At 35.9% G+C, this 15346-nt stretch carries 10 protein-coding genes; 8 read left to right on the top strand and 2 right to left on the bottom strand.

Annotation, left to right across the window (positions count from 1 at the left end):
* The first annotated feature begins 9 nt into the window (after positions 1-9).
* Genes A2530_RS00700 through A2530_RS00690 form a run of 3 tightly spaced genes read left to right on the top strand, consistent with a single transcriptional unit; the run spans position 10 to position 4817 of the window.
* The gene (locus A2530_RS00700) at positions 10-1314 is read left to right on the top strand and encodes a hypothetical protein (protein WP_294883945.1); all 1305 of its coding nucleotides are present in this window, start codon (positions 10-12) and stop codon (positions 1312-1314) included.
* A complete protein-coding gene (locus A2530_RS00695; RefSeq protein WP_294883944.1) occupies positions 1314-4430 on the top strand; it encodes an ATP-binding protein in 3117 nt (1038 codons plus the stop codon). Before A2530_RS00700 ends, A2530_RS00695 begins: the two co-directional genes overlap by 1 nt.
* A gap of 12 nt (positions 4431-4442) precedes the next feature.
* A complete protein-coding gene (locus A2530_RS00690; RefSeq protein ID WP_294883943.1) occupies positions 4443-4817 on the top strand; it encodes a response regulator in 375 nt (124 codons plus the stop codon).
* Between the two features lie 6 nt (positions 4818-4823).
* On the opposite strand, the gene lon is transcribed toward A2530_RS00690, so the two are convergent.
* The gene (lon, locus tag A2530_RS00685; RefSeq protein ID WP_294883941.1) at positions 4824-7235 is read right to left on the bottom strand and encodes an endopeptidase La; all 2412 of its coding nucleotides are present in this window, start codon (positions 7233-7235) and stop codon (positions 4824-4826) included.
* Positions 7222-7980, bottom strand: a complete 759-nt coding sequence (bamD, locus tag A2530_RS00680) for an outer membrane protein assembly factor BamD (protein WP_294883940.1) — start codon at positions 7978-7980, stop codon at positions 7222-7224. The genes lon and bamD overlap by 14 nt, the downstream gene beginning before the upstream one ends.
* Before the next feature lie 121 nt (positions 7981-8101).
* On the opposite strand from bamD, the gene fliW reads away from it, so the two are divergent.
* The 5 genes from fliW to A2530_RS00655 all read left to right on the top strand — a co-directional run bounded on the left by fliW (position 8102) and on the right by A2530_RS00655 (position 15295).
* Positions 8102-8482 carry a flagellar assembly protein FliW gene (gene fliW / locus A2530_RS00675; protein ID WP_294883939.1) on the top strand — a complete coding sequence of 127 codons (381 nt, stop codon included), beginning with the start codon at positions 8102-8104 and terminating at the stop codon, positions 8480-8482.
* An 81-nt stretch (positions 8483-8563) separates the two neighbouring features.
* Positions 8564-13393 carry a putative Ig domain-containing protein gene (locus tag A2530_RS00670; protein WP_294883938.1) on the top strand — a complete coding sequence of 1610 codons (4830 nt, stop codon included), beginning with the start codon at positions 8564-8566 and terminating at the stop codon, positions 13391-13393.
* Positions 13387-14010, top strand: coding sequence for a prepilin-type N-terminal cleavage/methylation domain-containing protein (locus A2530_RS00665; RefSeq protein ID WP_294883937.1), 624 nt, complete (start codon positions 13387-13389; stop codon positions 14008-14010). Before A2530_RS00670 ends, A2530_RS00665 begins: the two co-directional genes overlap by 7 nt.
* Positions 14010-14867, top strand: a complete 858-nt coding sequence (locus A2530_RS00660; protein WP_294883935.1) for a type II secretion system protein — start codon at positions 14010-14012, stop codon at positions 14865-14867. Before A2530_RS00665 ends, A2530_RS00660 begins: the two co-directional genes overlap by 1 nt.
* Positions 14843-15295 carry a hypothetical protein gene (locus A2530_RS00655; RefSeq protein ID WP_294883934.1) on the top strand — a complete coding sequence of 151 codons (453 nt, stop codon included), beginning with the start codon at positions 14843-14845 and terminating at the stop codon, positions 15293-15295. The genes A2530_RS00660 and A2530_RS00655 overlap by 25 nt, the downstream gene beginning before the upstream one ends.
* Positions 15296-15346 lie beyond the last annotated feature (51 nt).

Genomic DNA, 15346 nt, shown 5'->3' with positions numbered 1-15346 from the left:
AGGATATAGATGTTAATTTACAATTATAAAAAAGAGTTTTTTGGTATTGATGAAGATGATTTAACTGCTTTTGGATTTGCAACTTTAGATGATTTTTATAAAGAAGCAAAAGATTTTGCAGATTTATTTGTAAAAACTCCCGGCTATATCCATAATTTTGCACATGTACACTGGATTGACTATATTACATGTGATGAAAGCGGCATAAAACCTAAAGCAATTATCAATGTCAAAGGCAAAAATTTCACAACGGCTATAAGAGTAAAAACTATATATTTAGCAGACAGCCCTACAGAAAAAGCATATATAATCGAACTATCGGATATAGTAACTTCATCATATAGTCAAACTGAAAAAAAACAGACACATGTTACCCAGACTCCTACGCAAAAAGTAACGCTAGAAGAGCCTAAAGTACAAAAAGAAAATGTAGATGAGATAAAAATACCTGAAGTAAAAGTAGAGAATAAAGACGAATATTCGGATCTTTTAATAAAACCGGTACAAAAACAGCATATTGAGTCTAAAAATGAACCGCTTCATGAAGTAAAAAAAATTGACGATACTAAAGTCGAAGAACAGTTTGCAAATTATATTTACAATCCTCAAGTAGCCTCTCATGAACTTGGATTGCCAATCGATTTGATTGAGGAGTTTATTCAAGATTTTATAGCTCAGGCATATAACTTTAGGAACGGATTTTATGACTCACTCAACGCAAGAAATTTAAACAATCTTAAAATACAGTCACATAAACTCAAAGGTGTTGCCGCAAATTTAAGAATAGAAGACGCTCTTGACGTTTTAACAACAATAAATTCATCTGATAACTATGAAAAAATCGCAACAAATCTTGACAAATTATATAGAATTATAGATAAACTCTCCGGCAAGAGTACCGTAGAAACGGTTCAAGATATTGTTAAAGATACAAAAGAAGATGTTAACGATAATGATGATTTTGTCTTATCTATAAAAGAGCACGATTCCGATATCTCTTTTTTATACGATAAAAAAGTAGTAGCAGACGAAATCGGTTTAGATTTAGGCAGTTTTGAGCAACTCTTTGATGAATATTTAAAAGAGAGTAAGGAACAAGCATCTTCCATTTCAAAACTTATTGATGAGAATGATTTAACTACATGTAAAAGTATTGCAACTAAGCTAAAAGGCATGAGTGAAAATATGAGAGTTCACATACTTGATAATGATTTACAGAGTATTATAAATGCAAAAGATACGATAGGTCTTAGCAACATAGGCGAAGATATTATCTCAAAACTAAACATACTCTCAAATATAGAGAACAATTAATGCAGTTTGGGCTAAAAAACAGATTAAGATTAATTAGTCTTTTGCCTATTATCGTTCTTTTTACGGTCACAAGCTACTATGTTTACAACTCTTTTATGGCATATCAAGCCGCCCAACTGCTGCAAAACAGATTAAACCAAAATGCAAACCTCAATGAAATAGTCGGAAATATCGCCAGAGAACGCGGCATGAGTGCTATGTATATGGGCAATAAAACGCAAAATATTTTAACTTCTATCAAAGAGCAGAGAAAAATTGTTGATGAAAAGATAGCAACATATATTCTAGAAGCTAAAGAGAGCAAAATCCCAAACAGAGAATCAAACATAGAGGTAATTAGTGACTCTTTAGCTAAAATTCGTTCAATAAGACCTCTTTTAGATGAAAATAAAATTGAATTTAATAAAATGTTTATAGGTATCTATACCAATGTTCAAAAAAGATTAATCAAACAACTAGAACATATCAGCGACAATCAGATAGACAAAGAGATAAACGAGCTTTATTCACTCTATATCTCAATGGTCAATGCTAAAGAAGCTTCAGGAATCGAGAGAGGGTATCTCTCCTACATCATCTCACGCTCAGCTCAACTAACAAACAATGATTTAAATACATGGATTTCTCTTATAGGAAAGGCGGATGCTCTCTATTATGAGGGTATCCAAAACAAGAATTTGATTGGCAATCTTGATATTCTATTTAAAACGCAAGAGAGCAGAGAACTCTTTAAAGATATAAATAGCGAGAGAACTGCAATAATCACGGCTGCTACAAACGGAGAGTACAACATCACTTCAGGTGTTTGGTTTACAATGCTAAGCGAAAAGATAAACACTATCTCAAAAGCGGAAAACCTTCTATTAGATGCCATGAACAGCAGAGCCAAAGAGGTGCAAAACAACTCTTTGAAAATTTTTATCATAACTTTTTTAGTTTGGCTTATAGCTATTATTCTTGCTCTGCTTGGCTATTTGCTCTCAAATGAGATTGCCTACAATATCAAACATCTTGAAAATGTATTAAAAAAAGTTGCCGAGGATTACGACTCGCAAAAAAGAAAGATAGACTTAAATACTTCAGAAGGCACAAACATGGCTTATGAGCTTCTTGAAGAGATTATCGAACAGACAAAAAGAGATAAGATTTCTGCACAAGAGGCAAGTGAAGCAAAATCTATGTTTTTAGCGAATATGTCTCATGAGATTCGTACACCGCTAAATGGAATTGTAGGATTTACAGAACTTTTAAAAGATTCAGGCTTAGAAGAGGAGCAGATAGAGTTTGTAGATATTATAGAAAAAAGCTCTGAGAACCTACTTGAGATAATAAATAACATACTAGACCTCTCAAAAATTGAGAGCAATAAACTTGAAATTGAGCAGATAGCTTTTAACCCTGTTTTAGAATTTGAAAGTGCTGTTGAAGTTTATGCCGTTCGCGCTAGTGAAAAACATATAGATTTAGGCTGTTTTATAGACCCTTCTCTTGAGTCTTTGCTAATTGGAGACCCTACAAAACTTAAAGAGATTATTATAAATCTTCTATCAAATGCGGTCAAGTTTACAAATAATTACGGCTCTATAAATGTCAATATAAGAAAAACAGTATCAAACGAGACAGGTAAAATAAAAATTAAATTTGAAATTCAAGACAGCGGTATAGGTATCACTAATGAGCAAAAATCTAAAATATTTGAAGCATTTAATCAAGCCGATGCTTCAATAACACGCAAATACGGCGGAACAGGTCTTGGACTGACAATCTCAAGCCGCTTTGTAGAGTTAATGGGCGGAAAACTAAGTCTATTAAGCAAAATAGGTGAAGGGAGTACATTTTTCTTTACTCTTGAGTTTGACGAGGTAGAACTCATCCCTAAAAACTCTCAAGAAAACTTTAGTAATCTAAACGTACTTATCCTTAACGACTCGGTAAGAAGTAAGAAACAGGATAAATATTTAACGGAGTATTTGGACTATTTCGGCATAGGCTATAAGACTTTTATCGATGTTGCAGAGATAGAAACTTTTGAAAAAACAACTTCTTACAACCTTATACTCGTTGATTATGATTACATAACTTCGGAAGCTTTAGTAGAACTTGCAAAACTTTCTCAAGAGCTTGTTGTTTTGACAAAATCAAACTTAATGAAAAAAATAGATGCATTAAATCTAAATATATTCAAAATTTTATATGAGCCGATACACTACTCAAAATTAAGGCAGACATTTGAAAACTATAATATGTTAAATATATCACAAAATACTCCTAAAAAACAGCCTAAAAAAAGTGTTGATTTAGATAAATTAAAATTCTCGGCTAATGTATTGATTGCAGAAGACAATGTCATAAATCAGAAGCTAATCAAAAGAACGCTTGAAGATTTAGGACTATGCGTAACTATAGCCAACAACGGTCTTGAAGCATTTCAAAAAAGAAAAGATGGAAATTTTGACGTTATTTTTATGGATATACAGATGCCGTTTTTAGACGGTGTAGAAGCTACAAACGAGATATTAGAGTGGGAGAGGGATTATAATAAACCTCATATTCCTATTATCGCATTAACGGCTAACGCTCTAAACGGAGACAGAGAGAGATTTTTAAGTTCAGGTCTTGATGAATATACGACAAAACCTTTAGTGCGTTCACAAATAGTCTCCTTGTTGAACAAATTTTTAAACGAGCATATTATTGAAGATATAAAAATAGAGCAAAATAAAAATGAAGAGCAAGAGTCGGTACCAAAATACAAAGCAGATATTTTAATAGCTAAAAAAAGTGCTTTTGAAACCAAACTATACGGCATAATTATTGAGAGTATAAACGGATTAACTTACGAAGTCGCATCCTCACTTGAAAATTTTCAAGAGTTAATAGAAAAAAACTCCTATAAAATAGTGCTATTTGATAAAGAATACAGCAATATGGATATAGCCGAAATATCTGCAACCATTAGAAAGTTAAGCACTCTAAACAAACTTAAATCTCATATCATTCTTATTGACGACTCTTTAGAAAAAAATGCCTTAGAGCATATAGAACATGTAGATGAGATTATCGGTAATGAGGTAAACAGAGATTTATTGTTATCCTTGTTTATAAAATATTCCTAAAGGACAAAAATAATGTTAAAAGAGTTAATAATTTTAACGGTTGACGATGATATAATTAATCTTAAACTGCTCAGGTCAATGCTTATAAAAAATCCTGATATTAAAGAAGTTATAGAAGCGAAAAACGGTGCAGAAGCAATAGCCTTGATAAAATCAAGACCGGATATAAATCTTATACTCTTAGATATTATTATGCCCATTATGAACGGTTTGGAAGTTTTAAAAGTTGTGCGCTGTGATGAGAGTATAAAACAGATGCCCATCATAGTTTTAACAACCGATGAGACAAAAAAGAGAGAAGCCATAGAACTCGGTGCCGATGACTTCATTACAAAACCTATAAGAAACAGTGAGCTTACTCAAAAAATAACATCAAGTCTAGTTTGACAGGTATTAAACCAAAATTATATTTAATACCTCTTCAATTCTGCTAACTGCTATTATCTCCAATGAGTCCCTAACCTCTGTTGGGATATCTTCCAAATCTCTATCATAATTTTTTAAAGGAATAAGTACTTTACTCATATCAGCTTTATGTGCCGCAATTAGTTTTTCTCTAAGTCCGCCTATTGGAAGTACTTCTCCGCTAAGAGAAACCTCTCCCGTCATTGCGATTTCGGAGCGTATTTTTCTTGAGCTAAGAATAGAAGCTATAACACTAACCATAGCTATACCTGCACTCGGTCCATCTTTTGGGGTTGCACCATCAGGTACATGTATATGCAAATCGTAACGTTTATAAACTTCGCTAGAATCGATAACCGTCTTTTCTTCTCTCTCTTTTGGCGAGAGAGGAATGTTAGCGGCATCAATCTTTAATTTTTTAGTATCGATAAGAGTTTTTACTACGCTGTAGGCAATTACGGCAGACTCCTTCATTACCTCGCCTAGACTACCCGTTAGCTGCATAGAACCTTTGCCCTTGATGCGAATACTCTCTATTTTTAAAACGTCTCCGCCGACTGCCGTCCATGCAAGACCGTTAACAACACCTACAACCGGAACTTTTGTAGTTTTTTCTATTTCAAATACCGTTTTGTCGAAATAGTTTTTTAGATTTTTCAGACTAAGAGAAACTTTATTCACGTCAGGATGTTCTAAAATTTCTCTTGCAACTTTTCTTGCCATATTTGCAAGACGACGGCGAAGATTTCTAACACCTGCTTCACGCGTATAGCTATGAATTAACTCTTTCATCGCCTGTTTTGAAATAGTTACTTCAGATTTTTTAAGTCCGTGTTTTTTAAGTTCTTGAGGAAGAAGATAACGTGAGGCTATCTCATATTTTTCCTGCGGTGTATATGAACTGATAGTAATAAACTCCATTCTATCACGAAGCGGTGCAGGAATATTTCCTACATCATTTGCAGTTGCAATAAAGATAACTTTAGACAAATCGATATTAAAATTCAGATAATAGTCTCTAAACTCCTTATTTTGTTCAGGGTCTAGTATCTCTAAAAGTGCAGAAGTAGGATCGCCTCTTCCTGTTTTTGCAACTTTGTCAATCTCATCTAAAACTACTACCGGATTCATCTTTTTAGCATCGATTATGCCTTGAACTATTCGTCCGGGCATTGCGCCGACATAAGTTCTTCTATGACCGCGAAGCTCGTTTACGTCTTCAAGTCCGCCTAATGCTATTCTAATAAGTGGACGTTTTAGTGCCTCTGCAATAGAATTTGCAAGTGACGTTTTACCTACACCCGGAGGTCCAGAAAAACAGATTATTGCACCTGTATTGCCTTTTACCCCACGTAATTCCATTAACTCTTTAACGGCAAAAAACTCGACTATTCTCTCTTTTGGTTTTTCTAGCGAGAAGTGGTCTTTGTTTAACTGGTTTTCTACTTCGCTGATTTTGAGCTCTTTTTTGCTCTCATCACCGTAAGGAATCTCTAAAGCCCAGTCAAGGTATGTCTGTGTCATTGAAGCATCGGAAGAATCAGGATGCATACGAGAAAATCTCTCTATCTGCTTGTGAATCTCTTTATATGCTTCAGCACTCATCTTACTTTTTTTCGCTTCAAGCTTTTTACGGTACTCTTCTAGCTCTTCATCTCTTGAGGTATCGCTTCCTAGCTCTTTTTGAATCTGCTTTAACTGCTCTTTTAAAAAATACTCTTTATTTACTTTTTCAATATGAGTGTGAACTTTTGAGCGAATCTCTTTTTGAAGCTTATTTGCTTCTATCTCATCTATTAGATACTCTATTAAATCTAAAAATCTTTTTTCCGTATCAGCTTCTACAAAAAGATGATATGCCTGCTCTTTTTTCAATTTAACGGTAGAACAAATCAAATCAATTATACGGTTGTAGTCATGATTTTCTTCAATTGTTCTAAGCAAATCAGGAGGAAAATAGTTGCTTACACTAGCAAGAGTTCTCACTTTTTCACGAACTATTTCAAGTATGGCATCTATCTTGAGTGAGTTTACGCTTGTAGCTTTTATAACATCTACATGTACAATAAGAGGATTATCTGAAACTCTGTTTAAAACTTTTGCACGAGCCAATCCTTGAAAGAGTACTTTTACTCTTCCATCCGGCAGTGCAACCTTTCTCATAATAGAACCGACTACGCCTGCATCATATAGCGATTCAAACTTTCTCTCTCCCTCATGAGATGGTTTTGTCGGGCATACTAACACCAAAGAGCTCTCTTCTATGGCTTTTGTAGCAGCTCTTATATTGCTCTCGTCGCTTAAAAAAAGCGGTGCTATCATAAAAGGGTATAAAAATAGTTCATCTTCGGCTATTATCGGTATATCGGCAGGAAATTCACTATAATCACTTAGTTTCATTTTTATCTCCTAAAATTTCTTCATCATCTGAAATGGAATTTCTTGAAACAACGCTTTTTGTATCAGGTATCATAAAATCATACCAGCTCGATGTTCCGTCTCCTTCAAACCATGCACGGTACCAAGGAGCAGTTGCCCGTTCAACCTCTTCTGATTTAATCCAAGGCTGAGGGTTAACCAATCTATAATATTTAGCACTTTTTGGCTTATCAAGTCTATCATACAAATCCGCTATACTCTCGTTAAGTGCATATTCTGCAAGATATAAACGAGTAAGCATAGTATTTACTATTTCCAAATATACGGAATTTGTATAGTTTAGTTTAAACGCCTCTCCCTCTTTTATCGCTTCGCCTATCAAAGCCTGATCGCGTCTTGGATTTGGCAGAGCCATATACTTTGCTTTTATTTTTAAAAATTCAGCGTCCTCTTTCTCGTTTGGAGTTGCATACCTCTTTGTATATTCATCCAAAAAATGTTCACTTAAAAGATACTCTTCGTGGTACATGTGAGCAATAGCAAGTATCATAGTAGCTTCAGGAAGAAGCGGAGAACCTATATGTTCGCCTTGCAAAGAACTATAGTAGTTGTCTGCTTTTTCCAAATCTCCGTTAGAGACATTCTCCACTATCTTAGAGTACCAATAAAGAGCCGGTTTGTTATACTCATCGACATCTTTTGAACAACCCGTAAAAAGCATTAAAAGTAACAACAAGCCAGATAGCGTATAAATTTTTAATTTCATTGATATATTCCTAATAATAAATAGGTTGATATTTTATCTAAAAGATATATAACACTCATTAAACTAGGTATATTTTATGATTATAGTGCTACAATTACTAAAATGCACGATAAGGATTTTTATGAAATTTGATATTTGTCTGCCTATTTTAGGCTTTGAAGATGTTAAAGAAGTTACTTTAGAGAAGATAGATGATATTTTTATGAAAATGCAATCTCTAAGCGATAAACATATCTCTTTTACTTTAATTGACCCTTTTATTTTAAGAGAGTATGATTTCGAGATTCCTAGTAAAACTCAGGAACTGCTTGAAATTGATGAAAAATCAAATATTATTGTCTTAAATATCGTTCTGATTCAAACACCCATTGAAAACTCGGTAGTAAATTTTATAGGACCTTTAGTTTTTAATACCAACAATAACAAAGCCGCTCAAATAATTCTTACTGAATCTGCGAACTACGGTGTTGCTGAACAAATTTCTACTTTTTTAAAAAAGTAGAAATTATAATAAAAAAATAAAGCAAAATATTTAAAACAGTAGTTTTTTAAATAAGTTTTATAGTATATCAAGGAATTTTTTATGAAATCTCTTCTCCTTGTACTAATTTTTTATATATTCCAAACAGCCCTACTTGCCGTAACACTGGACACGGACACATTTAATTCCAATACTGACGGCTGGAGCGGAAATAATGTCTCCCAAGAATCAGGTAAACTACGAGTTGACAGAGACGATACGGCATCAAAAACTTTCACTTTTGCCGGATATGCAAACCAAAGCGTAACCTTTACACTTGAAGCAACAGAAATCAGCAATTGGGAAAACGATGATGATTTAGAGATAAGTGTAGATGGAAACAAAGTTATTGACGACACTATTAACGCAACCGAGACAAAAACATTTACCGCCACGCTAAACTCAAATGCCCAAACGACAATAACGATAAAACCAAATACTGACAGCAATAGTGAAGATATTTATATTGACAATATAGTAGTAACCGGTGCTTCTTTAGGAACTCCGCCTACTATGGGAGATATTCCTAACCAGACTGCTATAACCACTATATCATACAACCTAAACATCTCAAATTATGTTACTCTTACAGACGGTGATTCAATCATATCATATACGCTTTCAGGCTCTATCCCTTCAGGCTTATCTTTTAATACATCCAGCGGTGTTCTAAGCGGGACACCGAGTCAAGCAGGAACATACAATTATAGTGTAATAGCAACCGATAAAGACGGCAGTTCAAATAGCGACTCTTTTACATTAGTCGTCTCATTAATGCAGACACCCCCGGTAATGGGAGATATTCCAAATCAGAATGCAACGGCGGGAGTTGTTTTTTCACTTGATATCTCATCTTATGTCACGCTTACAAATAGCGACCCGATTTTAAATAACGGCTATACGTTAACAGGAACTCTTCCTAGCTGGCTTACATTTAACACTACGACGGGCTTATTAATTGGAACACCTACGGCATCGGCATCTGCGATTACGTTTAGCGTAACCGCAAGCGATGATGACGGCGCATCAAACTCAGACAGTTTTACATTAACCGTTGCTCCGCCTTTAACTGAAACTACAGGTGGACGCGATTTTGCACAAAGAACACAATCAAGTCTTTTTGGAGACGTAAAAGTTATCGGGAATACGGTACTTTGTATCCTGAGTAACGGGGTATGCGTAGAGCCTTCCAACACAAACTCAAATACCGATACAAATTTACAAAAAGCACCGTCCTCATACTCTACACTGACTCTTCCTGCAAATTCCACCGTAGAGTATGCACGTATATATTGGCAAGGGCGTAAATATGCAACTAGCGCTAATGTTTCATGGGACTCCACATCTAAAACTGCAGCAGGAACAATAGGTATCAGAAAAGGAAGTAGTGGAGCATTTACTTCACTTACCGCAGATATGAAAGATTTTGACTCGACAAATTCAAGAAATTATATCCGAGTCTATTCGGCAAGTGCAGATGCTTCAAGTATAGTAGATAGCAGCGGAACATACTATATCGATACGGACAGTTTTTATACGGCAACGGGAGAGATGGACAATCAAAATCCAGATGATGGTCTGGGAGCATACGGCGCATGGGTTTTAGTGGTAATTTATAAAGACCCAAATGAACCAAAAGCCAGAAATATAACTATATTTGACGGCTATAAACAAGTAACTAGTTCAAGCGGAGATATAGATGTTTCGGTTAGCGGTTTTTTAACTCCAAAAAGCGGTGAAGTTGATTCAAAAACTTACGTGTTTACGGCTGAAGGAGACAAATATTTAGAAAAAAACGGCGATGTTATTAAAATGGCAGGTCTTACATATAACACGTCTCTGCAAACATTAGGCACTTTTGATTCTCGTGTCGATGTGTTAGGAACTAGAAGCCCGAATCTTATAAACAATAACGGAATAGATATCCACAAATACGATACCGGAACGACTAGCGGCGCTAGAAATATTATTAGCACCGACGAAACCGGAGCAAAATTTAGATTTACCTCAGATCAGGATACATACTTCCCTTCGCTTATAGTTTTTTCAACACAGCTATATCTTCCGCAGATGTGTTATGACTACTCTATAAAACAAGACGGCAACTACTTGGATATAGATAGAGATGCCTACCCGATAGCACGGCTTAACTCTACGATATCATCTTCAGAACTTGAAATAACAGTTTTTTTAAAAAATATAGAAGCAGACATTGCGGCTGAAGGAATAGCTATAAAAGCAGACATTAACGACACGCGATTTATTCAGATAGGCAATATTTACACCTCAAATACAAACGGCTCTACACTTATAGACAGAGGAACTCCAAGCTTCTCTTCACCGCTTTGCGATTATAATAAATATGGCGACAATTCAGTATCAAACAGCGGTTGTACCAATGGACATGATATAAGAAAAGGGAACGGTTCTTTAGATGCGGGGGATTATGTATATACAAAGTACAAACTTCAACTGCAAAACTCAAACTCTTTAGAGAGTATAGATGAACCTCTTGGTCTATCGCTTAAGTATTATATTACCGCAGGCGGAACAAAAATAGAGTATCCCGACTATGTTCTAGGAAGCCAGAACGTTCCGTTATGCCCTCCTACGACTTCATATCAGCCTGAATGGGGGCAGTTTAACGTTGTACAAAGCGGTCAAGCTAACGGAAACATAAAAAATAATCTATATACTCAAATTTCTCGTAAACCATTTGATGCGACAGTTGTTTTTGACTCTACTCCTGAAACAGGAGATAATGAAGCTCCTGTTTCTGATTTAAACACAACAGTTTTAGTAGAGATAATAAATATCGATTCTTTTGGAGATATTAATGCATCATGCGTAAATCCGGATTCTTCGGTATCGGAACCTATTTTTGTACCGATTACATTTACACCCTCCTCTTATCAAGCAAACATAACGTCGCAAAGTGCCGATTATTACAACTTTGCTGTTAAAAATGCTTCTTTTCGTGTTTGGTACTTTAGTGATGAAAACGGAACTTTGATTCAAAACTGGAGTGCAAATACTACAAACTACAACAAGACATTAGGCAGTGTCTCCGGTTTATATAAAAGCAGTGTACATACACAGTGTGCTTCAAGCTGTATAAACTCTACTTCGACAAGTTGCTTTACATGTATAAAAGAGAAGTATGCCAGAGCATTATGTTCAAGAGACAACTTCTCTATCCGTCCTGAATCATACGACGTTCGTATCTTCGATATAGACAAAACACTGCCTGCTTATGATATCAACAGCGCCCCCTCAAATACGAAAAACACGACAAAAATAGACCTCTCTACCCAGTACGGATATACTCCGACGACTTCTCCAAGCGGCAGAATGAATTTGGCTGGAGGATACAAATACCGCTTCGACATAAATGCGACAGGACATGACGGTACAACTTTAGTTCCCGGTTATACACGCTACTTTAACGGTTTCGATGATTACAATACAACAATGCTATGGGATCCGCAATCGGTAAAAACAGGCTGTAACGATACCTCTAATAAAAATTTTACCTTTTACGTAGCAAACGGAAAGATGCAAAATGAGGAACGGAGCCAATCAGAAGTCGGAGAGTACAGATTTAGAGTTATAGACAGTTCGTGGACATCTGTTGACTGGCAAAACTTGACACATCATGACACAACTTCAAGCGGCGGATTTGTATCAGGTAACGACTGTGTAACAGGTTCTACAAGCTCGACTCCCATAAGCGGCAAATACGGTTGTATTATCAGCACAAATCACGGGAGTGACGGAGGCGGACGTACATATAAAGACCAAGATATTACCTACCATCCATATAAATTCGACTTAAGCAGTATAACACCGTCTTACGGTCTGACCAATAATACAGTTTTTGACGAAAACAGTTCTATCTACATGTCAAACATATCGCAAGATGAGAGAATGTCATTGCATCTAAACGGTACCGTAAGCGCTCAAGGCGAAGACAATTCTACGCTTAGCAACTTTGTAAATAACTGTTATGCACAGCCTATAAATCTAACCGTAAACAAATCTGCTATCTCAAGCGCGACAGATTATAAATACAGATATCATAACAACGACTTACCTGCGAATGACCAAAACGGAACTATGAATAATACCGCGGGAACTATTACTTTAACTGCAAGCGATTTTAACCAATCAAACAGCGGTGCGCTAAATACGACTCTAAACTTAAATCTTGATAGAAATGCAACGGCTTTTTTAAATCCGCAAGAGATTACGTTTGACACATACGATGCTAACTGCACTACTCCCGCGAACTGCACTATGAGTGTTGATTTAGGAACAAAAAAAACAGAAGGCTCTTTTGATTTAAACCAAACGGTAATAACTACGAATAAAATGAAAATCAAACACTACTACGGCAGAACCCATGCATCAAGACAGAGATATCAGGGAAGCACAGGAGTGGCAAATATATTTTATGAAATTTTCTGTTTTAACACCATCGGCGGCAATACATGTGATAAAACTCTTCTTCCAAACGGACTTACTTCAAAAAGAGTAGATGATTTAAGATGGTTTATAAATGAAAACCACACGTCAGACTTTGGAGATGCAGGAAAAATTGTCGAAAAAAATGCTCTATCTATAGTTACGACTGCGGGTGTGACAAGCGGAAACCATCCGGATAACTCAACGCTTATGACTTATAATCAATCAAAAGGCTATCCTTACAAAACAACTATGGAAAATAATGCCTCTAGCTGGTTGATTTATAACGAAACAGATATAAACGCAACAAGAAACAGTTTTTCCGTAGAGTTCGAAAATGCTTCATCAAACTGGAGCGGAGAGCATGAAACAAGTACGACTACAAAAAGTGTAGGCGCGGTTAAAACAAACAGGAGAAGCACGTGGTAAACACAAAAAGCTCTTTTTATAAATCCGCATTTACTCTAATTGAGCTTATATTTGCCGTCATTATTATTTCTATTGCCGTTATCTCTCTGCCGATGATGACTCAAATCACATCAAAAGGAGTTGATAGCAACTTAGCGCAAGAGGCTATTTTTGCCGCTTCTGCAGAGCTTATGGGAGCAACATCCTATTACTGGGATTTAAACTCTATGCAAGACAGTAACGTAAGTCACTTATCAAGAGTAATAGATATAGGCGCTACATGTGAAAATAATAGTTCAAATCCAAGATATAGACTAAGGACGGGACATATTGACCAACCGTATCACAGAAGATGTTTAGAAAGCAATTCAACAGTAGCTGCTGGCACAAATTCATCACTATTTCCAAACCTAAATAATGCCGCTCATACTGCTGCAGATATATTTTTAAATCCGACAGGAAGCGGCAGCGGCTATAAAGATAACTACAAAAGCGCTGTAACCGTTACTAATGAAACAGACAATAATATCAAAAAAATAACTGTTAGCATAACAAAAAATGACGGAACACCTATAACGGTACTAAGCACATACAGCGCAAATGTTGGCGAAGTAGATTACTATAAGCGGAGATTTTAATGCGAAGAGCCGCTTTTACTCTTATAGAACTTATCTTTGTTATAGTTATTATGGGTATTCTTGCTAAATTCGGCGTCGAATTTTTGGCTCAAGCGTACAACAGCTTTATCTTCTCAAATATAAACAGCACTCTTCAGTCTCAAAGTGCCGCAGCAGTAGAGACAATAGCATCAAGACTTCAATACAGAATTAAAGATTCGGTAATAGCTAGAGAAACCGGCGGCGCCTTTAGCGCGCTCTCAGGATATACCGCAGGCACTGCAACTATACTTGAGTGGATAGGAACCGATATCGAAGGCTTACGCGGAGACTCCATGCCGTTATGGAGCGGAATTATTGATTTAGGTTTATCAAGTGCCGCTACCCTAAAATCGCCTGGGACAGATACGACAGCACTAGATGCTTTAATAGATGCTCTTTCAGACGGAGGAAGCAGCATAAGTGATGCCGCTATCTATTTTGTAGGTTCAGACAGCGACATAAACAACTACGGCTGGAACGGCGTTGCACTAGCAGACCATAACACAAGCGTAATGCACCCTATAAATGCAGGTGCAGTTGATGAATTTATATCAGGAATCGGAGGAGTAGATTTTAGCGGTGTCGATATATATGAGTATTACCAACTTGCATGGAGTGCTTATGCCGTTGAACTCGCTAATGGCAATTTGATACTCTATTATGACTATCAGCCATGGAATGGCGAAAGTTACACAAATGGAAAAAGTACAGTAATTATGGAAGATGTCAGTACATTTCAATTTATAGGTATAGGCTCAATAGTTAAAATTCAAATATGCACAAAAACAGCTCTTGTTAATGATTATTCATTATGCAAAGAAAAGACGATATTTTGAAAACAAATCCACTTAAAAAAAGAGACGGTTTTGCTATGATAATGGCAATACTCGTAATTTTGGTAATCTCTACCATTATGGCTCTATCTCTGGCACTTACAACACAAACAGGCAAAAGAACTACCGACTTGTACCTTTACGAACAAGCCGTCTTATACTCAAAAAGTGCAGCGGAATTGGCTCTTTTAGATATTGCACAAAACGGATGTAGCGATAATTTCAACACTACATTTGACGGAATTTATGATGCTAATGTAACCATGCGCTATATCTACACGGGAGCAGTAGGCGGATGCACAAACTACTTTAACATAAATACTCCCGAACAAAACGGTTCTGTTTTGATGGATATAACAATAAGTGTAAATGATACGACTCTTGCTTCAGAGCCTATACGCTACTTTAGAAGAACCATTCAAAAACTATAAATTCCAAAACTTCTAAAGCATTTAATGATATAATATTTCATATTTAGAGAC

It is taken from the genome of Sulfurimonas sp. RIFOXYD2_FULL_34_21 (genome assembly GCF_001830805.1).
GTDB lineage: Bacteria > Campylobacterota > Campylobacteria > Campylobacterales > Sulfurimonadaceae > Sulfurimonas.
The sequence above is the reverse complement of the archived record's forward strand: the minus strand, read 5'-3'. Positions and strand labels throughout refer to the sequence as shown.